The organism is Chromatium okenii (assembly GCF_016583745.1).
GTDB classification, from domain to species: domain Bacteria; phylum Pseudomonadota; class Gammaproteobacteria; order Chromatiales; family Chromatiaceae; genus Chromatium; species Chromatium okenii.
Genome location: NZ_NRRQ01000002.1, coordinates 45800 through 69560 on the forward strand (window position 1 = coordinate 45800; position 23761 = coordinate 69560).

Below are 23761 nucleotides of genomic sequence, written 5' to 3' on the forward strand. Positions count from 1 at the left end.
TGCAATGGCACATAAAAAAGCAGGCGGTAGTTCCCGCAACGGTCGTGATTCCGAGTCGAAACGGCTGGGCGTTAAAGTGTTTGGCGGTCAAACCGTCACCGCCGGCAGCATCATCATTCGGCAGCGCGGCACCAAAGTACACAACGGCGTCAACGTCGGCTGCGGTCGTGACCACACGTTATTTGCACTGCGCGACGGCATCGTGAAGTTTCTGGTGCAGGGACCGCGAAACCGTAAATTCGTAACGGTCGAAAGCGTCTAATTGTGTTCAGCGCGGCGTTGTCAACGCCGTCTCACACACACGCAATAAGCCTCGTCCTTTCGACGGGGCTTTTTCGTTTTAGGTTCAGCGGGAGAATTTGTTGAAATTCGTAGATGAGGCATTCATTCGGGTCGAAGCCGGCGATGGCGGCAATGGCTGCGTGAGCTTTCGCCGCGAAAAATACATCCCGTTTGGCGGGCCCAACGGCGGCGATGGCGGCGACGGTGGCAGCGTGTATCTCGTTGCCGATAACAATATCAACACCTTGGTTGATTTCCGCTACCAGCGCATTCATCGCGCCGAACGCGGTCATAACGGCATGAGCAAAGACATGACCGGACGCGGCGGCGTTGATCTCAACGTGCCAGTGCCGGTCGGCACCCGCGTGTTTGAGCAGGACACCGGCGAATTGATCGGCGAGCTGTTGGAAACTGGACAACGGTTGCTCGTCGCCCAAGGTGGGTTTCATGGCATCGGCAATGCCCGTTACAAATCCAGCACCAATCGAGCGCCGCGCCAGTCCAAACCCGGCACGCCGGGCGAGCGCCGCGAGCTTCAACTTGAACTCATTTTGTTGGCTGATGTCGGGCTGCTCGGCTTTCCCAACGCCGGTAAATCCTCGCTCATCCGCCAGATTTCCAGCGCCCGCCCCAAGGTCGCCGATTACCCGTTCACCACGCTGTATCCCAATCTCGGCGTCGTGCGCGTCGGGCAAAACCGCAGCTTTGTGGTCGCCGATATTCCCGGCGTGATCGAAGGTGCAGCCGAAGGTGCCGGGCTGGGGATTCAATTTCTCAAACATCTCGCCCGCACGCGCCTGTTGCTGCATCTGGTGGACATCGCCCCGCTCGGCGATCAAGAAGAACCGAGTGCGCAGGTGCGCAAAATTGAGGGCGAATTGACCGCGTTTGGCGGCGATCTGACCGATAAAGAACGCTGGCTGGTGCTCAATAAAACCGACCTGCTCCCCGCTGAGGAATACGCCGAGCGGCGGGCGCAGATACTGGCTGAACTGGACTGGACTGCGCCGGTGTACGGTTTATCGGCGCTCACCGGACAGGGCACGAGCGAACTGGTCAACGCGCTGATGCACCGCTTGGAAGAGTTGAAACAGCATCCCGATACCACGCCAACTGCGGCGGTGTACGCGGCAGCGCCGTTGGCGGAGTGGGATATGCCCGCTGCGCCAGACGACGACACAGAATGGCATCCTCTTGGTTAAATCTTTGATTCAACGCTGATTGTTTTCGTTATGATGACTCGTGATCTGCTTTCTCACACCCACCGCTGGGTGGTCAAAATCGGCAGTGCGCTCTTAACTCAAGACGGGCACGGGCTGGAAAAGTCGATGCTGGTGCCTTGGGTGGAGCAAATCGCCCAGCGCCGTCGTGCCGGTTGTGAAGTGGTGCTGGTGTCATCTGGCGCAGTGGCGGAAGGCATGGCGCGGATGGGTTGGCATCGTCGCCCGCAGGCGTTGCATGAGCTGCAAGCGGCAGCAGCGATTGGGCAAATGGGGCTGGTGCGGGCGTATGAAGATTGTTTTCAAGCCTGTGGTCTCAACACCGCGCAGGTGCTGCTGACCCGCGATGATCTCGCCAACCGCGTTCGCTATCTCAACGCCCGCAGTACGCTGCGCACCTTGCTGCGGCTGGGCGTGATTCCGGTCATCAATGAAAACGACACGGTGGCGACCGATGAGCTGCGGTTTGGCGATAACGACACGCTCGCGGCGCTGGTGGCGAATTTGATCGAAGCGGATTTGCTGATTTTGCTCACCGATCAAGATGGTTTATTCGATCACGATCCGCGTTTTTATCCCGCAGCGCAGTTGATTCCAGAAACGGGCGTGGACGATCCGGTGCTCGACGTGGTCGCTGGCGGCAGCGTAACTGGCTTGGGCACTGGCGGCATGGTCACGAAAATTCGCGCCGCTCGTCTCGCAGCGCGGTCGGGTACGCCGACGGTGATTGCGCCCGGACGCGGGGAAGACGTGTTGACGCGGATTGGCGCGAGTGCGCCGGTTGGCACCTTGTTGATTCCCACCGAAGAGCCGCAGGCAGCGCGGAAACAGTGGTTGGCGGGGCATTTGCAAGTGCGCGGGCGCTTGATTCTCGATGCTGGCGCGGTGGCGGCACTGCGCGAGCACGGCACCAGTTTGTTGGCGGTGGGCGTCAAAACGGTGCAGGGACAATTCGAGCGCGGCGAGGTGGTGGCGTGTGTGGACGAGTTGGGGCGCGAGGTGGCACGCGGTTTGGTCAATTATGACGCGGCAGCGGCCGAGCGCATCAAAGGGCATTCGTCAACGCATTTCGAGGCAATTTTGGGCTATCTTGACGACGACGAGTTGATCCACCGCGATAATTTGGTGCTGTTGTAGCTGGCGCTGGCAAGTGTCAATTGCACCGGTTGGCGACGCGGCAGCGATTGACCGTTTTGCGAAAAACCTGTTATACGTCGCCGGTTTTTTTAACTATTCATCCACCAGCCGAATTTCTCGGCTCATCACAGCTCGGACACAGCTCATGACGAAAACTTGGCTTCTCAGCGTGTCGGTCGCGGCAATTTTTGCGGCTGGCGTGGCACAAGCAAATGAACCTGCGGCGGCAGCGGCAGAACTCACCGGCGACATCAAGGCTGGTGAACAAAAAGCAAACACCGTGTGCATCGCGTGTCACGGTCCGCAAGGCAACAGCTTGGTGCCGATTTGGCCGAAATTGGCGGGGCAACATCCTGACTACATCAAGAAGCAAATCATGGATTTCAAAGCGGACAATCGCTACAACGTCCAGATGACGCCGATGGCAAAACCGCTGACCGATCAAGAAGTTGCGGATGTAGCGGCGTATTTTTCGAGCCAGAAACAAAGCGGCGGCACGACAAGCCCGGAATTGGCCAAACTCGGTGAGAGCATTTATCGGGCGGGCAATCCGGTCTCCGGCGTTCCAGCGTGCAGCGGTTGTCACGGTCCGGCTGGGCTGGGGCAGGGGTTGTCAAAGTTCCCCCGTTTATCTGGGCAACATGCTGATTATGTGAAACAAACGCTGGGCTATTTCCAAAAACAAGAGCGGGCAAATGATCCCAACGGCATGATGCGCGGCGTGACGGCGCGGATGACGGCAGAAGAAATCGCCGCTGTGTCGCAGTACATTCAAGGACTGGCGGCAGCGCAATAATCGGCACCGCCGCCGCCACCACCGCTCTGCCGGTGGTGGCGACCTCCCACCCCGCCATCATGCGCCAGCTCAATCTCCTGAGTTACAACGTCCAAGCGGGCATCCATTCCCGTCAATACAGCGACTATTTCACCAACAGTTGGAAACATCTGCTGCCGCACCCGGAGCGGCTGGTCAATCTCACCCAGATCGCGCAACTGTTGCGCCAATTCGATCTCGTTGGGTTGCAAGAAGTTGACGCCGGCAGCCTGCGCAGCGCCTACATTGATCAAGTGCAATATCTCGCCCGTCATGGCGGCTTTCCGCACTGGTATCGCCAAATCAACCGCAATCTCGGCCCCTTCGCCCAACACAGCAACGGGCTACTCAGTCGTTTAGCGCCACGTCGCATCACCGAACATCGCTTGCCCGGCTTGCCCGGACGCGGCGTGGTGGTGGCGGAATTGCCGCTGTCGGACGGCAGCGATTTAGCGATTGCGATCCTGCACTTAGCCCTCGGCGGACGGGCGCAGCGCCAGCAATTGGACTACCTCTTCCAGCTCACCGCCGCGCATCCGTATTTGGTGCTGATGGGCGATTTTAACTGCGGCTGTCATGGCGGCGGTTTACGCGCTCTGGTGCAAAAAACCGAGCTGCACGGCTTGGACTGTGCGCTCAAAACCTTTCCGAGCTGGCGCCCGCGTCACCCGCTCGATCACATCTTAATCACCGCGCCGCTGCGCGTGGTCAGCGCCCGCGTCATCGACTACGCACTGTCGGATCATCTGCCGCTGAGTATGACCATCGAACTGCCCGCCGGGCTGCGCTTTGCTGAAACTGCCGCAGTTTCACTGTGAACCACCGAGATTGATCCCGATCACGCCCAAAATAATCAAGCCGATGCCGATGAGTTTGAACGTCGTTATCGCCTCCTGAAAATACAGAATTCCAATCGCGGCAATCAACGCCGTGCCCGCGCCCGACCACACCGCATAAGCAACGCCGACCTCAATTTTGCGCAGCGCCAGCGTCAACACTAAAAACGACGCGACATAAAACAGCAGCATCAACGCAATAAACAGCGGCTTGGTCAAACCAGCAGATAATTTCATAAACGTCGTGCCAATCACTTCTAGCGCGATGGCACCGCTGAGAAAAAACCAGTGTTGCATCAACATATCCTCACGTTGCCGTGCTCATAAAAAACGCCTCCAAACGTGAGGCGCAAAGTCATTATCTAGCGGGTCGCGCAATTTAATTGGGTTCAGTGCCGTGCAAATGCCGCTCTACCGCAATCCAACTGCCAATTAAACCGAGCGCGATGCTGCCGCTCAATACAATCAAGGTCTCGCTTATTCCCAATCCAGCCAGCGGAAACTCGCTGCGATATAAACTCGCCAGCCGCGAAACCGATCCTTGCAATAAAATCAGCGCCAGCGTTACCAATAGCCACGCCGTCAGTCCGCCCAATAAGCCGTACCACGCGCCCGCATATAAAAACGGACGGCGAATAAATGCAGAAGTCGCGCCGACCAATTCCATAATTTCAATTTCAATGCGGCGGTTGAGAATTTCTAACCGAATCGTATTGCCAACAATCAATAACACGCCCATTCCTAATAACCCGCCGAGCAGCACCACGCCGGTTTGAATTAAATCGAGAATGGCTTGAAACCGTTGCAACCAAACGGTGTCCATTCGCGCAAAATCCGCTTCTTGCAGCCGTAATAGCTTATTTTGCAACGTTTCCAATTGCGCCGGTGCCGCAAATGCCGCGTGCGGATAAATCGCCACCACTATCGGCAGCGGATTATTTTTTAATTGCTCCAGCGCCTCCTCAAAACCACCCAGCGCCCGAAATTCATTTAAGGCACTGTCGCGGCTGATGATGTCCACCCGCGCAATTTCTGGCCATTTGCGCAACTGTTCCGCCAGCGGGGTCGCCGCCGCGTCGGTGATGTCATAACGCAAAAACAGCGAGATCGCCGCTGTTTGATCCCAACTTCCCGCCATCGTGCGCAAATTGTCCGCCAGCACATACAGCGCCGCCGGAAATGCCAGCGAAATCCCAATCACCGCCACCGTCATTCCGGTCGGCACCGGCGTATCAAATAACCGTCCCAAGGTCGCCAGCGCGTTTTGCACATGCTGCATGAGCCAAATTTGGAACTGCTCGGCCAGTTTGGGCAGGCGTCGCCGCCGGGAATGGGGTTTCAACATCGTTTACCAGCCTCGCGTGTCATTGACCAATCGCCCTTCGCCAAGGCTAAAGGTGCGGTAGTGCATACTTCTGACCAGCGCCAGATCGTGGGTGGCAATCAACAGCGTCACGCCAACATATTGAAACCGCTCAAATAATTGGAAAATTTCTTTGGATAACTCAGGATCGAGATTGCCGGTCGGTTCATCCGCCAACAACACCGGGGGGCGTCCGACCACTGCTCGCGCAATGCCCACCCGCTGCTGTTCACCACCAGACAGCGCCACCGGCACGGCGCGTTCGCGTTTGAGCAGCCCGACTTGATCCAGCGCCGCCCGCACCCGCCGCCCGACTTCTTTGTGACCGAGACCGGTGACGACCAGCGGCAGCGCCACGTTGTCAAACACGCTGCGATCCGGCAGCAGGCGATGATCTTGAAAAATCATGCCGACATCGCGGCGATGATACGGAATGCGATCTCGCGGCAGCGTCGCCAAATTGCGCCCGTTGACAACGATGTCGCCACGAGTCGGACGTTCCAACAGCCCAATCAAGCGCAGCAAAGTACTTTTGCCCGCGCCCGACGGCCCCGTCAAAAACGCCATTTCACCCACTTTCATCTCAAAACTGATGTTCGTGAGCGCCTCGCCGCGTTCGGGATAGCGTTTGAAAACGTGTTCAAATTGAATCACGCGCTCGCGCTCCTAGCCCAGCAAAGCATCGACAAATTCATCGGCATCAAACGGACGCAGATCGTCAATGCTCTCACCAACGCCAATAAACCGAATCGGCAGCCGCAGCCGGTCAGCAATCGCAAACAGGATGCCGCCTTTTGCGGTGCCGTCGAGCTTCGTCAGCGTGATGCCCGTCAAGCCCACCGCCCGATGAAACTGTTCGGCCTGCGCGAGCGCGTTTTGCCCGGTGCTCGCGTCCACCACCAACATCACCTCATGCGGCGCGTCAGGGTCGATCTTTTTCAACACCCGCACCACCTTGCTCAATTCGTCCATCAGATTGGTTTTGGTGTGCAGCCGCCCGGCGGTGTCAGCAATCAACACATCCGCGCCCCGCGCAGTCGCGGCTTGCAGCGCGTCAAAAATCACCGACGCGGAATCAGCGCCGGTGTGCTGCGCGATCACCGGAATCTGATTGCGCTCGCCCCACACCTCCAACTGTTCAACCGCAGCGGCGCGAAACGTATCGCCAGCCGCCAAGATCACGCTATTTCCTTCCGCTTGCAGCCGTTTGGCGAGCTTGCCGATGGTGGTCGTTTTACCCGCGCCATTGACACCAACCATCACAATCACCTGCGGTTTACCGGCAGCGGGCTGGCGCACCGGACCGGTGGCGGTCAACAACAGCGTGCGCAATTCCGTTTTGAGCGCCAGCAACAGCGCAGGCGGATCGGCCAACGTTTTGCGTTTCACCCGCTCAGTGAGATCGGCAATGATCCGCGCCGTCGCCTCCACGCCGACATCCGCCGTAATCAACAGCGTTTCCAACTCCTCCAGCAGCTCGTCATCAATCCGCTTGCGCCCCAAAAACAGCGTGCCGAGACCATCGCCGAGCTGGGTACGCGAGCGCGACAGCCGCTCCCGCAGCCGCGTCAACACGCCGACTTTGGGCGCGTCATCCGCTTCTGGCTCCGGCGCAACGACCAGCGCGGGCGCGATCTCAGCGTCTATCTTGTTGGATTTGAACAATTTGCTGAACAAACCGGGCGCGGCGTCACTTTCTGCCGCTGGCGCGACAACTGGTGGCGGCGCAACTGGCGCAGGCGCAGCGGGTGGCGCGTCAGCTTCGGGAGTGGATTTGAATAACTTGCTGAAGAGACCGGGGGCTTTGGGGGCGTCAGCGCCAACGTCGGGAGGTGGCGGCGCGGGGGTTTTGTGTTTTTTACCGAAACCAAACATAGATGCTTGTATTCACAAGTTGAGGAATCACGATGCGATTCATGCTACCAGATTAGCGTTTCCGGTGCTGCGCTTTACCGCTTTTATTTAGAATATCGTACAAAACAATGTAGTTTTTATTCACAATTATTATCAACCAAACTGCGCTTTTTAATCACTTGCTAAAGAATTGTATTCTTTTTGCGCGTTACACTGCGGCACAAGCAGCACCGCAGTGATATTTGTTAAGCGGGTTAATTTTTATCTAGCGGACGAAACACTGGCGCAGCCGGCAATTCATTGATTGGTGCCGCAAACGGCTGGCGCGGTGCAGGTTTAGCCGCTTGCGCCCGTTGCTGCGCTTCCAATTCTTCAATGCGCCGTTTTAATGCTTCAATTTCCGCTTTATCCGCAGCAGAAGTGGACGGCGCAGCGGGCATCAGCGGCGCGGTGCCGTAATACGCAGGCGGAGCGACATACGGCGGCGCATAGTTTGGCGGCGGTGGCGGCGGAAGGTCAGCGCGATCACGATCACGATTGCCATTCATCCAGCGGTTGGGATTCATCATATCGCCAAAATCAAGCGCATAAGTGCATGGCGCGATGCTGCTAAAGGTGAAAAATAGAGCGGCTGAAAATGCCAAGTGTCGATAATGAACGTGTTGATTGTGCATTCAAAACTCCTCCAGAGTTGGTGTGGTTTTTATTGTGCCTGCGTGGTGACAAGCGGGGCTATTTTCACCGCAAAGCAAGAGTGATCGCAAGTGAATGATTGAATGACCGCGTCCGGTTTCTGTTAAACCCTCACTAACATACGCTTTTCAGCATCAACAGCGAGGCTGCCGAACAGAGCAAAATTTTAGCAGGGTTTAAGTATTTGCGTTTATTATTTCTTTTTGATCCACTTCACACCCACTTTTTTTCAAAAGTGGTTGCTTTCACTTGGCGTGATATAAATTTATGACTCCTGAACAATTTATCGCTAAATGGCACGCCACAACCTTAAAAGAACGCTCCGCAGCGCAGGAGCATTTTATTGATTTATGCCATCTATTGCATGAGCTAACGCCAGCGGACATTGATCCGACCGGCGCATTTTATTGTTTTGAGCGCGGCGCTAAAAAAGCTGGCGGCGGTGATGGTTGGGCAGATGTGTGGAAAAAAGACTGTTTCGGCTGGGAATATAAAGGCAAGCGTAAAAATTTAGCCGCAGCATTTAAGCAACTCCAACTCTACACGCCATCGTTATTACATCCGCCGTTATTGATCGTTGCCGATATGGAACAGATCATTATTCATACAGCATTCCCGGGTACGGTGCCGGATCAACATCATATCACGCTGGAGGATTTGCGCAATCCAGCGCGGTTGCAATTATTAAAATGGGCATTCAGTGAACCGGAACGCTTGCGCCCCACGCGCACGACTGCCGCATTAACGGAAGCAGCAGCGCGGCATTTTAGTGAATTAGCAGCCGCGCTTTGTCAGCGCGGTCATGCGCCATTGCAAGTCGCACAGTTTAGCCAGCAGTTATTATTTTGCTTTTTTGCGCAAGACATCGGTTTATTACCCAATAAAGTTTTTACTCAGTTGCTTGATGCCGGACAACAGCGCCCCGCCTATGTGCTGCAAATGTTGGACACTTTATTAAAAACGATGGCAACTGGCGGCTGTTTTGGTACAGAACCAATTGCGTATTTTAACGGCGGTTTATTGAGCACCGCAGCAGTGTTGCCATTAACCGTCCTTGATATTAAAACGCTGCGCGAGTTGGCGGAGTGGAAATGGTCAGCAATTGAACCCAGCATTTTTGGCACCTTATTTGAGCGCGGTTTGGATCCGAATCAACGTGAGCAATTGGGCGCACATTACACCGATGCAGCAGCCATTATGCGGATTGTGAATCCGGTTGTTTTAGAACCATTGCGGGCAGAATGGGCAACGATTAAAACTGCCGTGACGCAAACAAAAAATCGTAAAGCAGCGCAGGCGTTATTGACGCAGATGTTGGAGCGGTTGCGCAATTTCCGCGTGCTTGATCCAGCATGTGGTTCCGGTAATTTTCTGTTTTTAGCATTAAAAGGGTTAAAAGATTTGGAGCACGAAATTATTGTAGAAGCCGAGCGGTTGAATTTTCCGCGCAGTTTTCCGGCGGTTGGGCCAGAGAATGTATTGGGTATTGAAACCAATGCGTATGCCGCTGAATTGGCTCGCGTTACCGTCTGGATTGGCGAATTGCAGTGGATGATTCAACATGGTTTTTCTTTAGCAGATGATCCTATTTTGAAACCAATTAATATCATTGCTCGTCGTGATGCAATCGTCAATGAACTGGGCGCAGAAGCAGAGTGGCCAAGCGTTGATGTCATTGTTGGTAATCCGCCTTTTTTAGGCGGCAGTAAAAAGCGCGGCGTGTTAGGTGATGATTATTTTGCAGCATTGAAAACGATTTATGATGCGCGGGTTCCCGCTGGTGCAGATTTAGTCACTTATTGGTTTGAAAAAGCGCGGGCGCAAATTGCCAGCGGTCAAGCGCACGCTGCCGGTTTGGTGGCAACCAATTCAATTCGCGGCGGGGCGAATCGCAAAGTGTTAGAACACATTTGTAAAACGACGACCATTTTTAATGCGTGGTCAGATGAGCCTTGGATTAACAGCGGCGCGGCAGTGCGGGTCAGCTTGATTTGCTTTGGAAATACAAAATCAACGCCCGTCTTAAATGGCGAACCGGTGCCAGCAATTTATGCCGATTTGACCGCAGCATCAATCACTGGTGCAGCAGATGTAACGACCGCTAAAAATTTAGTAGAAAATACCGGAATATGCTTTAGCGGAACGAAGAAATATGGAGCATTTGACATTCATGGTCATTTAGCGCGGCAGTGGCTAAAATCACCTAATCCTCACGGAAAATCTAACCGCGACGTGTTACGTTGCTGGGTCAACGGCATGGATATTACCCGCCGCTTTTCTGATATGTGGATTATTGATTTTGGTGTCGGTATGACTGAAGTTGATGCTGCGATGTACGAATTACCATATAAATATGCACTACAGCACGTTAAACCGCAAAGAGTAATCAATCGAAATATAAAAATTGCCGCTAACTGGTGGTTGTTTGAACGCAGCCGTGAAGATTTGCGGGCGGTGTTGGCAACATTACCAAGAGTTTTGGTAACACCTCAGGTAGCAAAATACCGTATTTTTGTTTGGCTGGATACTAAAATTTTGCCAGATGTGCAACTGTATACATTTGCCCGTGCCGATGATACGACCTTTGGCATTTTGCAGTCTCGTTGCCATGAATTGTGGGCATTGCGGATGGGCACCAGTTTGGGCGCAACGCCGCGTTATACGCCCACCACGACATTTGAAACCTTCCCGTTTCCAAGCGGTTTAACGCCCGCTGATACTGGCGGCGCAATTGAAAAATTAGGCAATGGCGTCATTATTCCGAGCGTTGCGTCCGCATATCGAGATCATGCGATTGCAATTGCCGAAGCTGCATATCAACTTAATCAATTGCGCGAGCAGTGGTTAAATCCGCCGGAATGGGTTGAGCGTGTGCCGGAAGTGGTGGCGGGTTATCCTGAGCGCATCATGGTTAAACCGGAATTTGCCGCGCAATTAAAAACACGGACGCTCACGCATTTGTATAATCAACAACCAACGTGGCTGATTAACGCGCAAGCAAAATTAGATCACGCAGTGGCGGCTGCGTATGGCTGGAATGATGGCGCAGTATTGAATGAGACGGAGATATTGCAGCGGTTATTGGCGCTCAATCTGCAACGCTAATCATCACGTTGCAGACTGAACTGTAGAATAGTTATTGCGGGTTGGGAGCGAGTTTTACGCGAAACCACAATGAATATAATGCGGGTAAAAACAGCAAAGTCATGGCAGTTCCTGCAATGATGCCGCCAATTAACACATACGCCAGCGGCCCCCAAAAGGTATCGCTCGCCAGCGGAGTGAAGGCGAACACCGCTGCCGCTGCCGTCAACACCACCGGTCGCGCCCGCTGCACAGTCGCCTCCACCACCGCTGCGGATTTTTCCATGCCTTGCGCGAGGTTATCTTCAATTTGTTTGGCGAGAATCAAGGTGTTACGCATCAAAATCCCCGCCAATCCAATCAAACCGAGCAGCGCGACAAAACCAAACGGTTTATCTGCCACCAGCAGCGTGATCACCGCGCCAATCACGCCCAGCGGCGCGGTCGCTACGACCATCAACATGCCGGCAAAGCTGCGCATTTGCAGCATGATGAGCGTCAACATCAGCACCAGCATGATCGGCTGCACCCGCTGAATCGACACATCCGCCTTGCTGGATTGCTCCACCGCGCCGCCGATGTCGATGCGATAGCCGAGCGGCAACTGCGCCCGCAGCGGTTCCAATTGCGTCCAAATGTCGGCGGTCACATCTGGCGGCTGCGCGGCGTGAACTTCGGCATTAACGCCAATAAATGGCTCGCGGTTGTAGCGTTTCAGCACCGGGTCTTCAAATTCCAGCGTCAACTCGCCGACCTGCGCCAGCGTCACCGTGCGTCCGTCTTGGGTTTTGAGCGGCAAATCCGCCAAATTCGGCGGCGGCGCAGTGCCGCGTAACACCAATTGCACGGCGCGAATGTCCTCGCGCACTTCGGTAGCGATCACGCCGGAGAGTTCGTACTGGAGTTGGATGGCGAGATCACGCGGCGTCAGTCCCAGCAGGCGCAGTCGGGCGGGATCAAGTTGCAGCCGCACCACCGGCACCCGTTCACCCCATTCGAGATGCGCGTCGGCGGTGTGGGGATGCGCGGCGACCTGAGCGCGTACCTGTTCAGCGAGCTGGCGCAGGCGCACCGGATCAGGGCCGAGCACGCGGAAACTCACCGGCCAAATCACCGGCGGGCCGTACAGCAATTTCTGCACCCGCACCCGCGCTTCTGGGAATTCACCGGCATCAATATGGGTTTGCAGCCGCGTCATCAGGGCATCGCGGGCGGCCGGATCGTCTGCGACTGCGATCAATTTGGCGAACGCCGGATTGGGCAGTTCGGGATTGAGCGCGAGGAAAAAGCGCGGCGCACCTGCGCCGATATAAGTGGACAGCGAACGCACGCCGGGCGCGTTGTGAACAATCGCCTCCACGCGGTCGGTCACGGCGGTGGTGAGCGCCACGCTGCTGCCTTCGGGCAGATAAATATCCACCAACACTTCAGGGCGATCCGAGCTGGGGAAAAATTGCTTTTGCACCGGTCCAGCCAGCGCGGCGATGGCGAGCGCCAACACGCCGAAGGTGCCGGTCACGATGAGAATTTTGTAGCGGACGCAGCCGCGAATCAGGCGGCGGAGGCGGCGATATAACGGCGTGGCGTAGATGGATAAATAATGAGCATCTTTTTCTATTGCATCACTCTTTACAACCGGGTGGCTTTTTAATAGCAACGTTCCTAAATATGGCGTGAAAGTTACCGCCACCAGCCATGACACCAGCAAAGCAAACGCCAATACCCAAAAGATATTGCCCGCGTATTCACCGACGCCAGATTGTGCAAAACCAATTGGCACAAATCCCACCACCGTCACCAGCGTGCCACTCAACATTGGCGCTGCCGTTACCGTCCACGCATGAGCTGCCGCTCGCAACCGATCCCAGCCTTCCTCCATTTTGACCAGCATCATCTCAATCGCAATGATCGCATCGTCCACCAATAGCCCCAGCGCAATAATTAACGCGCCGAGCGACACCCGATCTAAATTAACGCCGCGCATTAACATCAATAAAAACGTTAAACCCAGCGTGAGTGGAATCGCAATGCCGACAATTAAACCCGCTCGCCAACCCAACGCAATAAAACTAATCAGCATCACCACGCCGACTGCGACTAAAAATTTAATCTGAAATAAATTCACAGCGCGGGAAATCGCATCGGCTTGATTGGTGAGCGGCGTTAAATGAAATCCCAATGGCAAATCTGTTTCCAATTGGGTAATGAATTCCGCCAAGCGAGCGCCGAGGTCTAAACCGTTTTGACCCGCTTGCATCACCACGCCGAGCAGCACCGCGTCCTCACCGCCCGCTCGAATGATGTAACCGGGCGGGTCTTCGTAGCCGCGCTGCACTTCGGCGATCTCGCCCAATTGGAACAAACGCTCGCCGACGCGCAGCGGCACCGCTTTGATTGCTTCGAGATCGTCCAATGCGCCACTCAAGCGCAGCGCCAAGCGCGGCCCAACGGTTTCCACTACGCCGGCTGGCAGCAATTGGTTTTGTGCCTCCAGCGCCTCCTTGACGGCCAGCGCAGTGATGCCGAGTGCTGCCAAACGTGTCGCATCAAGATCAATAAAAATCCGCTGCGGACGTTCACCCAACACCCGCGCCTTTTGCACTCCCGCCACTCGCGCCAGCCGATCCCGAATTTGTTCGGCTTCGCGCACGAGCTGGCGCGGCGGCAACTTGGGAGCTGAGAGCGCGTAAAGCGCAAAGTAGACATCAGCAAAATCATCATTGACGAACGGACCGAGGACGCCGTTGGGCAACTTGCCCACTTCGTCGCTCATGCGTTTGCGGATTTGATAAAACAGATCGGGGACGCGGGGCGAGGGCGTGTAATCCTGAAATTCAACCAGCATGTCGATGCGACCGGGGCGGGCGGTGGTTTCGACGCGATAAAAATACTCCACCTCGGTGATGCGCTTTTCCAGCGGATCAGCAACCAGTCGCTGCATCTGCTCGGCGCTGGCACCCGGCCACAGCGCCGACACCACCAGCACGCGCATCGTGAACGCGGGGTCTTCTGCCCGTCCCAAATGGGTAAATGCCAATACGCCCGCGACGGCGGTGGCGAGAATAAAAAAGAGGGTGACGGAGCGTTCGCGGACGGCTAACGCCGATAAATTGAAGCTGATCATGGTGCCCGCACCCGCACGGTTTGCCCCGGTAAAAGCCGATCCACACCGAGCGCCACGACTGGCGTTCCCGGCGCAAGCGTGGTTTGAATTTCAGCAAATTCGCCATCAATGCCCACAATCGTCACCGGCTCCGGCTGCACCTGACCATCAGCGATGCGCCACAGCACCGCGCCTTGTCCCTGTTCCAAAATCGCCCCCAGCGGCACCCGCAAACGCGGTGCGGTTGACGGTGCCGCAAAATGCAGCGTGACCGTCGTGCCCAATGCCAACGCTGGCGCAACCGGCAGTTCATGCAGCGCCTGTTCGCCAACAGCACTGTCCACCTGATACCGCGCCAGCCAAGTGCGCGTCAGCGGATCGGCAGTCGCGGCGAGTTCACGCAACGTCACCGGCAGCATTGCCGTACTGCTAAACGGTTGCGCAGTAGCGGTGGACGGCAAGCTGGCGCGGCGATCTTCCGGCACTGCGACCACGATTTCCCGCGCTCCCGCTTCCGCCAACACCGCCAACGGTTGACCGGCGCTGACGATCTGCCCGTGTTGCCCGCTCACTTCCACAATCACGCCCGCGACTGGCGCAGTCAGCGTGGCATAAGCAATGGCATTGACGGCTTGTTTCAACGCCGCTTGCGCAGCAATCAACTGCTCGCTGGCAGCCCGCGCAGTGGTGGTAGCGCGGTCATAATCCTGTTGGCTCACCAGCTTTTTGCGCAACAAATCGGTTTGACGCTCGCGCTCGCGCTGGGCGTTTTCCATCTCAGCACGGGCGCTGGCAACCATCGCCTCCGCTGCGATCTGCTGCTGAATCACATCACGCGGATCAAGGCGAAACAGCATCTGCCCAGCAACCACCTGATCGCCGATCTCCACCGCCCGCTCCTGAATGGCACCGCCCAGCCGAAACGCCAGCGGAATCTCGTGACGCGCCTGTACGGTGCCGGTGAGATGCCAGCGCAGCGTGGGAATGCTGCTCACCTGCGTCGTCACCACCCAAGGCGCAGCATCCTCTGCCAGCGCCAGCGGCATCATCACCGCCCACGCCAATCCAATCACCACCTGACAACTGTGCTGCCATCTCATTTGACCCGCATCCCCGGCTCCGCGCCGCAATCTGGACTCAACAAAAACAACTCTTTACCGCCCGCTCCTGCCGCCAACACCATGCCCTCAGAAACGCCAAAACGCATCTTGCGCGGCGCGAGATTGGCAACCATCACGGTCAAACGCCCTTCCAACGTTTGGGGATCATAAGCAGAGCGAATGCCCGCAAACACGTTGCGCGTCTCGCCGCCGATGTCGAGCGTCAATTGCAACAATTTATCCGCGCCTTCCACCAATTTCGCATCTTTAATCAAAGCGATGCGCAGATCAACTTGTGCAAAAGTATCGTAATCAATCGTTGCTGCCAGCGGCGCGACGGCGACAGCGGGCGCTGGCGCGGCAGCCGGAGCCGCAACGGTTAAATCGTCGGTTGACGCCGCCAGCATCGCCGCGATTTGCGCCGGATCGACGCGAGTCAACAGCGGTTTGAACGGCGCGATCTGGTGCGCCAACAACGGCGTCGCCAATTCCGCCCACGTTAATGGTGCGACCTGTAAAAAGGCTTCAGAATCTGCTGCCGTGCCGGGCAAAATTGGGCGCAAATACCCAATTAAAATGCGAAATAAGTTAATTCCCATTGCACAGACTGCTTGCAATTCAATTTCACGTCCGGGCTGTTTCGCAATCACCCACGGCGCTTTTTCATCAATGTATTGATTGGCGCGATCTGCGAGCGCCATGATGTCACGCACGGCGCGATTAAATTCGCGTTGTTCATACGCAGCAGCAATTGCGTCACCAGCAGCAATGAATTCTGCAAATAAATTCGGTTCTGCCAAAGTCGCTGCCAATTGCCCATCGAAACCTTTCTGAATAAATCCGGCGCAGCGGCTGGCGATATTCACCACTTTACCGACCAAATCGGAATTAACGCGAGCGGTGAAATCCGCCAAGTTCAAATCAATATCATCCACCCCGGAGCCGAGTTTGGCGGCAAAATAATAGCGCAGATATTCGGGATTGAGATGATCTAAATAGGTGCGGGCTTTAATAAAGGTGCCGCGTGATTTTGACATCTTCTGCCCATCAACGGTTAAAAAGCCGTGCGCAAAAATGGCGCTGGGTGTGCGGAATCCAGCGCCATGTAGCATCGCTGGAAAAAACAGCGCGTGAAAATAAATGATGTCTTTGCCAATGAAATGATACAGCTCGGCAGTGGCATCCGCTGCCCAAAATTGCGCAAAATCTAATCCGCTCGTGCGGTCGCACAAATTCTGAAAACTGGCTAAATAACCAATGGGCGCATCCAGCCAGACGTAAAAGAATTTGCCGGGATGATCGGGAATTTCAAAGCCAAAATAGGGCGCGTCGCGGGAAATATCCCATTCTTGCAAGCCAGCGGTGAACCATTCATCTAATTTGTTGGCGACTTCTTTTTGTAAACTGCCGCTGCGCGTCCAATCGCGCAGCATGGTTTCAAAATCGCGCAAACGAAAGAAATAATGCTCGGAATCGCGCTGTTCTGGTACGGCACCAGAAACCGCTGAACGCGGATTTTTTAATTCGGCAGGTGAATAGCTCGCGCCGCAGGCTTCGCAATTGTCGCCGTATTGATCGGCAGCACCACATTTTGGACACTCGCCTTTAATAAACCGATCCGGTAAAAACATGTGCTCAACTGGATCGTACGCCTGCGTAATGGTGCGCTGGGCAATATGTCCGGCATCACGATTGCGGCTATAAATTAAGTTGGCAAAATGTTGATTTTCTGGCGAATGGGTCGAATGATAATTATCAAAGCCAATCCGAAAAGCGGCGAAATCGGCTTGATGTTCGGCGGCAATGCGGGCAATTAACGCTTCGGGTGCGATGCCTTCCTGCCGCGCTCGCAACATAATTGGCGTACCGTGCGCATCATCCGCGCAGACGTACCAACACTGATGACCGCGCATCTTTTGAAAACGCGCCCAAATATCTGTTTGAATGTATTCAACCAGATGGCCGATATGAATCGGACCGTTGGCATAAGGAAGGGCGCTGGTAATGAGAATCTGGCGAGGTTGACTCATAAGAAAATGGCTCGGCTAACACGCGATCTTAAAGGGTGAAAGTATCGCACGGTCGGGGGCAATATCGCTGAACCGGGCGCGGCTGCGGATTGAATTGATCGTGACTGCTACCATGCTATTCACGTCATCCGATCAGCGGTGCTGCGCTGAACGCCACCACTGATTTCCGCCCGTGTTACTGCGGGTATCTTGTTGTTTATTGGAGTGTTTGCATGTCTGAAGTGACAAAAGAAGTGATTGAAGCCGCGATTAAAGGCTACGTTGAACCGCATTTGGGGCGCGATCTGGTGGCTGCGCACGCGATTAAACACATCCAGATCGACGGCGATCAGGTGCGGGTGGAGATCGTGCTCGGCTTTCCGGCCAAAGGGGTGCAAGCCGTGATTGCTGACGCGGTCAAGGCGTTGGTGCTGGCGGTGGATGGGGTCGCCAGCGCCGAGGTGACGGTGGGTTGGGAGATCAAGGCGCACTCGGTGCAAAAATCGCTCAAACCGATTGATAACGTTAAAAATATCATCGCAGTTGCTTCCGGCAAAGGCGGCGTCGGTAAATCCACGACGGCGGTGAATTTGGCGCTGGCGCTGTCGGCGGAGGGCGCGACTGTCGGCATTCTTGACGCGGATATTTATGGCCCGTCGCAGCCGCGAATGCTCGGCATCAGCGGTAAACCGGAATCCAAAGACGGCAACAGTTTGGAGCCGATGACGAGCTATCACCTGCAAGCGATGTCGATTGGATTTTTGATTGAAGAAGAAACGCCGATGATTTGGCGCGGGCCGATGGTGACGCAGGCGCTCGAACAATTGTTGAACGATACCAACTGGTCAAACCTTGATTATCTGGTGATTGATTTGCCGCCGGGCACTGGCGACACGCAGTTGACGCTGGCGCAAAAGGTGCCGGTTTCCGGCGCGATCATCGTCACCACGCCGCAAGACATCGCGCTGCTTGATGCGCGTAAAGGCTTGAAAATGTTTCAAAAAGTCGAGGTGCCGGTGCTCGGCATCGTCGAAAATATGAGCATCCACATCTGCTCAAAATGCGGGCACGAGGAGCCGATTTTTGGCAGCGGCGGCGGGCAGAGCATGTCGGATCAATACGGCGTTGAGTTGCTGGGATCGTTGCCGTTGGAGCTGCACATCCGCGAGGAAACCGACAGCGGCAAGCCGACGGTGGTGGCGCAGCCAGACTGCCGTGCGACTGCGATTTATCGGGAAATTGCCCGTAAAACGGCGGCGAAATTATCGCTGCAAGCCAAGGATTATGCGGCGAAATTCCCGCGCATCGTGATTCAAAACAACTAACTGCGGCGCTTGCCTTGACATAAAAAACGGCGGGAATCAGTGAAATGATTCCCGCCGTTTTTTGTGGGTTTGATGTCAGAAAATTTGACACCTCATCTCGCGTCAACTGTATCTGCTCAAAATGCGGGCACGAGGAGCCGATTTTTGGCAGCGGCGGCGGGCAGAGCATGTCGCATCAATACGGCGTTGAGTTGCTGGGTTCGTTGCCGTTGGAGCTGCACATCCGCGAGGAAACCGACAGCGGCAAGCCGACGGTGGTGGCGCAGCCAGACTGCCGTGCGACTGCGATTTATCGGGAAATTGCCCGTAAAACGGCAGCGAAGTTATCGCTGCAAGCCAAGGATTATGCGGCGAAATTCCCGCGCATCGTGATTCAAAACAACTAACCGCTGCGCTTGCCTTGACATAAAAAACGGCGGGAATCAGTGAAATGATTCCCGCCGTTTTTTGTGGGTTTGATGTCAGAAAATTTGACACCTCATCTCGCGTCAACTGTCGTGTCTTAACCGATAGTTTTTTACGCTGAGACGATGATTTAATGAGTTATTTTTGCAAAACAGGAAAGCCTTTGCCGTCGATTTTTGGCAAATATGACTGTTTTCTATGTCAGAATTTTTTACAAAAGCAGTTTTGAATCACCTGATGCGTTTTTAGAAGATTGTTTTTATTAACAAAAATAATTTTGGCGCGTTTTATGCTTAAATGTGGTGCCTGAACTCAATTCCTCAATTTCACGGAGATTCACTCTAGTGGTCACAAAACATGTTCACATCCTTTGCGCAACCGCTTTGTTTGCTTCCGCCCAGTTCGCACAATCGTCGGTTATTGATTTTGATAACTTTTCTAATAGCACTGGGCTGCAACTGAATGGCAATACAACCATTGCAACAGATGATGCTGGTCGTTCCGTGTTGCGTTTAACTCCCGCTTCTACTAATAAAAGTGGATCAGCGTTTTCAACTGCTCTGATTTCATTAGGTGCTGATGCGTCTTTTAGTACTGCATTTCAATTTCGCATTTCCAATTCTGGCGGTATGTTCGATGGTGGTTTAGACAGGGCACAGGGTGCTGATGGAATCGTTTTTGTTGCACAAACTGTTGCTAATACTGCTGGCGCTGTTGGTGGCGGGATTGGTTATCAAACGCTTGGTTCTAGCGTGGGAGTAGAATTCGATACTTGGCATAACTCGGAAAACGAGGAATATGATGGCAATCATGTTGGCATCGATTTGAATGGCAATATGAATTCGGTTACAGAAGCGGGCGTTTCAACACTAATTAACAATGGGAGCATCTGGTCTGCTTGGGTTGATTACAATGGTGTCACTGATTTATTAGAAGTGCGTTTAGTGGAAGGTGCTAATGCAGCGCGATCAACAAATTCAACATTGAGTTACACCGTTGATTTAACAACTGTTCTTGGCTCTACAAATACCTATTTTGGTTTTACTTCTGGTACTGGTGGTGGTTTTGGTAATCACGACATCCTGAGTTGGGAACTGGCATCTTCTTATGATCCATTTAATGACGTTCCAGAGCCATCCATTTTGGCATTGCTGAGTTTAGGTTTTGTTGGAATTGGCGCGATGAAACGCAGAGAGCAACGCGCATCGTGATTCAAAACAACTAACCGCTGCGCTTGCCTTGACATAAAAAACGGCGGGAATCAGTGAAATGATTCCCGCCGTTTTTTGTGGATTTAGCGTTAATCCATCTGGAAAAAATCATCAACAGCGCGTTGTTCGATTTTGAATAACTCCGCTTTTAATGTGGTATTCCGCCGCGCATTGGTGAAATTCAAGCGCGTTTCCTGCCCAAAGCTGTCTTGCATAATGAGACTGTCCAGCGTGTCGGCACCAAAACCCAATTCAATCCGCACAATATCGGTATCGGTATCTTTGGGCGTCAATTCCACCCAATCGCGTCCATCCGTACTCGCAATTGCTTTGACAACAAAATGCGTGGCGATGGGTTCACGATTGGCTAATAACAGCGCCGGAGTGCCGCGTAACGCTTCATTTTGTTCTTGATGGGAAATTTGCTGCAAATCTAAATCATGCACATAAACGCGCTTGCCATCAGCAATAATCACTTGCGCAGTCGGGCTGGCATATTCCCAGCGAAAGCGCCCCGGACGCTGTAAATAAAACGTGCCTCGCGCTTCTAACATTTGCGAGCGATCAGCATTAAATGTGTATTGTTCAAAATCTGCGACGAGCGTATTCAAATCCGCTAAATACCGCTCTACTAAATTCGTTTCCGCAGCACTCGCACTATTGATTCCCAGCGCCAGCAGCACGCCAATTCCGTAAATACTACGGAGCAAAAAATCCAACCACATTGTGTTTTTATCCTGAGTGTTTTAATAAAAGTTGTCAGTTGGCGGTTGTCAGTAAAAAAACAGCGTTATCACCGACAACTAAAAAACCGCCAACTCAATCATCCTCTGCTGGCGGCAGCACGCGATGACTGCCATTCGGGGCGGCAGCACCGACGATGCCGCGCTGTTCCAGCGTTTCCAACAACCGCACCGCCCGCTGATAACTGATTTTGAAATGGCGCTGCAAACTCGGCAGCGATGCCCGCTGCGTGGTGCGCACTTGCGCCACCACTTCCGCAAACAGCGGATCGAGCGCAGCGGCAGTTTCCAGCTCCAGCGTCAAATCTGGCAGTGCGAGCGCCCCGGACAGCGGTAAAGCGGGAGCTTGTTGGCGCAAAAACGCCGTCACCTGCGCCACCTCTTCCGCACTGACGAAGGCACCGTGAACGCGCTGCGGGACGTTGCTGTTGGGCGCGAGATACAGCATATCGCCCGCGCCGAGCAGGTCTTCAGCGCCAGCTTGTTCCAACACCAGCCGCGACTCCGCCCGTGAACTCACTTGCAGCGCCAGCCGTGCCGGTAAATGACGACACAGCGGTTCTGGCAGCACCTCCGGCTGTGGAGATGCGGTTGCCAGCACGAGGTGAATGCCCGCAGCTCGCGCTTTTTGTGCCAACTGCGTCAGCACCGCCACTGTGTAAGTGGTCGCCGCCAACACGTCCGCCAACTCCGCAATCACTACCACCACATACGGCAAATAGTGCAAGCGCGGCACCGCTTCTGGCGCAGTGGTGTCAGGTGCGGTCGGATCAAGAATCTGCGCCCCGGCGTCCTGCGCCTCGGCGATCATCCGGTTGTAACTGATGAGATTGCGCACGCCCAACTTCGCCATCACCCGAAACCGCCGCTCCATTTCATCCGCGCACCAGCGCAGCATCCGACTGGCGGGCAGCGGCGCGTCAATCACCGGCGTCAACAGGTGCGGAATCTCGGCGTAAGCGACCAAACTGCGCTGCTGCACATCAATCAACACCAAGCGCAGCATCTTCGGGCCCGATTTGTATAACAGGCTGATTAACAACGCATGGAGCGCAGAGGTTTTGCCCGCTCCGGTCATGCCCGCCAGCAGCAGATGCGGCTGCCGCGCTAAATCAAGCACCACCGGCAGCCCGGCAATGTTTTGCCCGATGGCGACTGCCAACGGCGCGAGCGTTTCCTGATATTCCGGCGCAGCCAACAGCGTCCGTAAACCAATCCGCTCGCGCTGTTGATTGGGAATTTCGATGCCAATCACCGCGTTACCCGGTGCCATCTCCACCAAGCGCACGCCAACAACGCCCAACGCCAGCGCCAGCTTCGGCATCAACCCGGCTAATTTGGGCGTTTTGAGATCGGGCGGCAGTTGCAATTCAAACAGCGTGACCACCGGTCCCGGATACACCGCCACCACCCGCACGGTCACACCCAACTCGGCGCAGTGCATTTCCACCGCGCACGACAGCTCTTCAATCTGATCGGCGGATAGCTCAACTTTGGTGGCGGGGCTGGCGCTCAACAGTTCCAGACTTGGGCGTCCGGGTTTCACTGGCGGCAGCGCGGCAGCGACTGGCGGCGCTGGTTCCGGCGCAGGCGTCAGCGCAGCTCCAGCAGTGACAATTTTTTTTAGCGTTGCCGCCGCTGCTGCCACGTCAGAAAGTGGCGCGGTAGGCGACGCGGCTGGCGCTTCCGCTGGGTTCAGCAGATTCAAGTTTGGCGGTAAACCGGCAGCAATCGGCACTTCGACTACGGCGGCGGGTGGCGGCGCTGGTGCGGGAGCCGGTGCTGGCGCTGCGGTAGGGCGTTTGGAGAATAAACCCGTCAGAAATGACCAGCCGCGCCCGACGTTGTCTAAAACCATCGAGCCAAATGCGTCGATCAAGCGCAGCAGCGAAAAGCCTAAAAACAACATCAGGCTGACGGCTAATGCGCCGGTGAGAAGCACATCGGTGCCCGGCGCGTTGAACCGTTCCAACATCAAGCTGCTGACTAACAGCCCCAACCCGCCGCCTGCGCCGTTGGGAAGTTTTAAGCCGAAGGTGCCAACGTGCAGCGAGAAATAGCCGCAGCCAGCAGCCAAGACGACGGCGAATCCAAACCAGCGCAGCAGCAATAACCACACCCGCTGCGTCGGTTCTTCGCCGTGTCCACGAAACACTGTCCACGCACTCCACGCCAGCATGAATGGCAATAAATGGGCGAAAAAACCAACCAGATAAAAGGCGATGTCGGCAAAGATCGCGCCGGTCGGGCCACCAGCATTGGACACTGCCATGCTTTCGCCGACAGACGACCAGCCCGGATCAGTGGGGGAATAACTCATCAGCGACAGCGCCAAATAAACCGCCACGCACATCACCGTCCACATCGCGCCTTCGCGCAGCGCGTTTTCGACGTGATCGCTAAATGTTAACTGCCCGTAACGGGTTGCCTGCGCCATAGTTCCCTCCCAAATATGTTGGGATATTCTAAATGTTATCGCGTTTTTTTCGTGTACTTTATCGCTTGCGACATGGTGCGGAGATGCGCGTGTCGCGCTGGGAATTGACCCTATAATCGCCACTGTTGTTGATTCAAACGCTAGG

General features: G+C 55.0%; 18 protein-coding genes and 1 pseudogene. 9 read left to right on the forward strand and 10 right to left on the reverse strand.

All coding sequences use genetic code 11. The features are described 5' to 3' along the window. Nucleotides 1–4: 4 nt before the first annotated feature. The 5 genes from rpmA (at nucleotide 5) to CKO12_RS01010 (ending at nucleotide 4271) form a co-directional block, all read left to right on the forward strand. Nucleotides 5–262 carry a 50S ribosomal protein L27 gene (gene rpmA / locus CKO12_RS00990; protein WP_200152863.1) on the forward strand — a complete coding sequence of 86 codons (258 nt, stop codon included), beginning with the start codon at nucleotides 5–7 and terminating at the stop codon, nucleotides 260–262. 100 nt (nucleotides 263–362) lie between these two features. After that, complete coding sequence (gene cgtA / locus CKO12_RS00995; protein WP_200152864.1) at nucleotides 363–1484, forward strand: Obg family GTPase CgtA; 1122 nt, start codon at nucleotides 363–365, stop codon at nucleotides 1482–1484. Nucleotides 1485–1514: 30 nt separating this feature from the next. Beyond that, a complete protein-coding gene (proB, locus tag CKO12_RS01000) occupies nucleotides 1515–2639 on the forward strand; it encodes a glutamate 5-kinase (RefSeq protein WP_200152865.1) in 1125 nt (374 codons plus the stop codon). A gap of 145 nt (nucleotides 2640–2784) precedes the next feature. Further along, the gene (locus CKO12_RS01005; RefSeq protein WP_200152866.1) at nucleotides 2785–3435 is read left to right on the forward strand and encodes a c-type cytochrome; all 651 of its coding nucleotides are present in this window, start codon (nucleotides 2785–2787) and stop codon (nucleotides 3433–3435) included. A gap of 59 nt (nucleotides 3436–3494) precedes the next feature. Then, nucleotides 3495–4271, forward strand: coding sequence for an endonuclease/exonuclease/phosphatase family protein (locus CKO12_RS01010; protein WP_200152967.1), 777 nt, complete (start codon nucleotides 3495–3497; stop codon nucleotides 4269–4271). Here CKO12_RS01010 and CKO12_RS01015 read toward each other — a convergent pair. The 5 genes from CKO12_RS01015 to CKO12_RS01035 all read right to left on the reverse strand — a co-directional run bounded on the left by CKO12_RS01015 (nucleotide 4263) and on the right by CKO12_RS01035 (nucleotide 8180). Further along, nucleotides 4263–4586: a DMT family transporter gene (locus CKO12_RS01015; protein ID WP_200152867.1), complete on the reverse strand. Its 324-nt coding sequence runs from the start codon at nucleotides 4584–4586 to the stop codon at nucleotides 4263–4265. The genes CKO12_RS01010 and CKO12_RS01015 overlap by 9 nt on opposite strands. Before the next feature lie 82 nt (nucleotides 4587–4668). Further along, entirely contained in the window at nucleotides 4669–5568 is a 900-nt protein-coding gene (ftsX, locus tag CKO12_RS01020) for a permease-like cell division protein FtsX (protein ID WP_242466141.1), read from the reverse strand. A gap of 69 nt (nucleotides 5569–5637) precedes the next feature. Next, nucleotides 5638–6306 carry a cell division ATP-binding protein FtsE gene (gene ftsE / locus CKO12_RS01025; protein WP_200152869.1) on the reverse strand — a complete coding sequence of 223 codons (669 nt, stop codon included), beginning with the start codon at nucleotides 6304–6306 and terminating at the stop codon, nucleotides 5638–5640. Nucleotides 6307–6318: 12 nt separating this feature from the next. Continuing rightward, nucleotides 6319–7527, reverse strand: a complete 1209-nt coding sequence (ftsY, locus tag CKO12_RS01030; protein ID WP_200152870.1) for a signal recognition particle-docking protein FtsY — start codon at nucleotides 7525–7527, stop codon at nucleotides 6319–6321. Between the two features lie 233 nt (nucleotides 7528–7760). Further along, nucleotides 7761–8180, reverse strand: coding sequence for a hypothetical protein (locus CKO12_RS01035; protein WP_200152871.1), 420 nt, complete (start codon nucleotides 8178–8180; stop codon nucleotides 7761–7763). A 286-nt stretch (nucleotides 8181–8466) separates the two neighbouring features. On the opposite strand from CKO12_RS01035, the gene CKO12_RS01040 reads away from it, so the two are divergent. Next, entirely contained in the window at nucleotides 8467–11304 is a 2838-nt protein-coding gene (locus tag CKO12_RS01040) for a class I SAM-dependent DNA methyltransferase (protein ID WP_200152872.1), read from the forward strand. A gap of 31 nt (nucleotides 11305–11335) precedes the next feature. Here CKO12_RS01040 and CKO12_RS01045 read toward each other — a convergent pair whose 3' ends face one another. From CKO12_RS01045 to metG, 3 genes are read right to left on the reverse strand one after another with little or no spacing between them, the layout of a single operon-like run. Next, nucleotides 11336–14407: an efflux RND transporter permease subunit gene (locus CKO12_RS01045; RefSeq protein ID WP_200152873.1), complete on the reverse strand. Its 3072-nt coding sequence runs from the start codon at nucleotides 14405–14407 to the stop codon at nucleotides 11336–11338. Next, entirely contained in the window at nucleotides 14404–15486 is a 1083-nt protein-coding gene (locus CKO12_RS01050; protein ID WP_200152874.1) for an efflux RND transporter periplasmic adaptor subunit, read from the reverse strand. The genes CKO12_RS01045 and CKO12_RS01050 overlap by 4 nt, the downstream gene beginning before the upstream one ends. Beyond that, nucleotides 15483–17516 carry a methionine--tRNA ligase gene (gene metG, locus CKO12_RS01055; protein ID WP_200152875.1) on the reverse strand — a complete coding sequence of 678 codons (2034 nt, stop codon included), beginning with the start codon at nucleotides 17514–17516 and terminating at the stop codon, nucleotides 15483–15485. The genes CKO12_RS01050 and metG overlap by 4 nt, the downstream gene beginning before the upstream one ends. 212 nt (nucleotides 17517–17728) lie before the next feature. Here metG and apbC point away from each other — a divergent pair, with 212 nt between their 5' ends. The 3 genes and pseudogenes from apbC (at nucleotide 17729) to CKO12_RS01070 (ending at nucleotide 20436) form a co-directional block, all read left to right on the forward strand. After that, nucleotides 17729–18820 (forward strand): iron-sulfur cluster carrier protein ApbC, encoded by a 1092-nt coding sequence (apbC, locus tag CKO12_RS01060; protein ID WP_200152876.1) that lies wholly within the window; start codon nucleotides 17729–17731, stop codon nucleotides 18818–18820. A gap of 110 nt (nucleotides 18821–18930) precedes the next feature. Next, nucleotides 18931–19206 (forward strand): annotated as a pseudogene (locus CKO12_RS01065) (P-loop NTPase); the annotation flags it as partial. Nucleotides 19207–19569: 363 nt separating this feature from the next. Beyond that, a complete protein-coding gene (locus CKO12_RS01070; RefSeq protein WP_200152877.1) occupies nucleotides 19570–20436 on the forward strand; it encodes a lectin-like domain-containing protein in 867 nt (288 codons plus the stop codon). Nucleotides 20437–20525: 89 nt separating this feature from the next. Here the strand turns inward: CKO12_RS01070 and lolA are convergent, their stop codons facing one another. Together lolA and CKO12_RS01080 are read right to left on the reverse strand one after the other, a co-directional pair. Beyond that, nucleotides 20526–21146, reverse strand: a complete 621-nt coding sequence (gene lolA, locus CKO12_RS01075) for an outer membrane lipoprotein periplasmic chaperone LolA (RefSeq protein WP_242466142.1) — start codon at nucleotides 21144–21146, stop codon at nucleotides 20526–20528. Between the two features lie 109 nt (nucleotides 21147–21255). After that, nucleotides 21256–23616 (reverse strand): DNA translocase FtsK, encoded by a 2361-nt coding sequence (locus CKO12_RS01080; RefSeq protein WP_200152879.1) that lies wholly within the window; start codon nucleotides 23614–23616, stop codon nucleotides 21256–21258. Nucleotides 23617–23761 lie beyond the last annotated feature (145 nt).

What these genes read in the sequence shown, in the direction of transcription:
- CKO12_RS01005 (WP_200152866.1), top strand. Translation starts at nt 2,785, where the DNA reads ATGACGAAAACTTGGCTTCTCAGCGTGTCGGTCGCGGCAATTTTTGCG.
- CKO12_RS01050 (WP_200152874.1), bottom strand. Translation starts at nt 15,486, where the DNA reads ATGAGATGGCAGCACAGTTGTCAGGTGGTGATTGGATTGGCGTGGGCG.
- CKO12_RS01080 (WP_200152879.1), bottom strand. Translation starts at nt 23,616, where the DNA reads ATGGCGCAGGCAACCCGTTACGGGCAGTTAACATTTAGCGATCACGTC.
- rpmA (WP_200152863.1), top strand. Translation starts at nt 5, where the DNA reads ATGGCACATAAAAAAGCAGGCGGTAGTTCCCGCAACGGTCGTGATTCC.
- metG (WP_200152875.1), bottom strand. Translation starts at nt 17,516, where the DNA reads ATGAGTCAACCTCGCCAGATTCTCATTACCAGCGCCCTTCCTTATGCC.
- CKO12_RS01045 (WP_200152873.1), bottom strand. Translation starts at nt 14,407, where the DNA reads ATGATCAGCTTCAATTTATCGGCGTTAGCCGTCCGCGAACGCTCCGTC.
- CKO12_RS01035 (WP_200152871.1), bottom strand. Translation starts at nt 8,180, where the DNA reads ATGCACAATCAACACGTTCATTATCGACACTTGGCATTTTCAGCCGCT.
- CKO12_RS01010 (WP_200152967.1), top strand. Translation starts at nt 3,495, where the DNA reads ATGCGCCAGCTCAATCTCCTGAGTTACAACGTCCAAGCGGGCATCCAT.
- ftsY (WP_200152870.1), bottom strand. Translation starts at nt 7,527, where the DNA reads ATGTTTGGTTTCGGTAAAAAACACAAAACCCCCGCGCCGCCACCTCCC.
- proB (WP_200152865.1), top strand. Translation starts at nt 1,515, where the DNA reads ATGATGACTCGTGATCTGCTTTCTCACACCCACCGCTGGGTGGTCAAA.
- apbC (WP_200152876.1), top strand. Translation starts at nt 17,729, where the DNA reads ATGTCTGAAGTGACAAAAGAAGTGATTGAAGCCGCGATTAAAGGCTAC.
- ftsX (WP_242466141.1), bottom strand. Translation starts at nt 5,568, where the DNA reads ATGCAGCATGTGCAAAACGCGCTGGCGACCTTGGGACGGTTATTTGAT.
- CKO12_RS01015 (WP_200152867.1), bottom strand. Translation starts at nt 4,586, where the DNA reads ATGCAACACTGGTTTTTTCTCAGCGGTGCCATCGCGCTAGAAGTGATT.
- CKO12_RS01040 (WP_200152872.1), top strand. Translation starts at nt 8,467, where the DNA reads ATGACTCCTGAACAATTTATCGCTAAATGGCACGCCACAACCTTAAAA.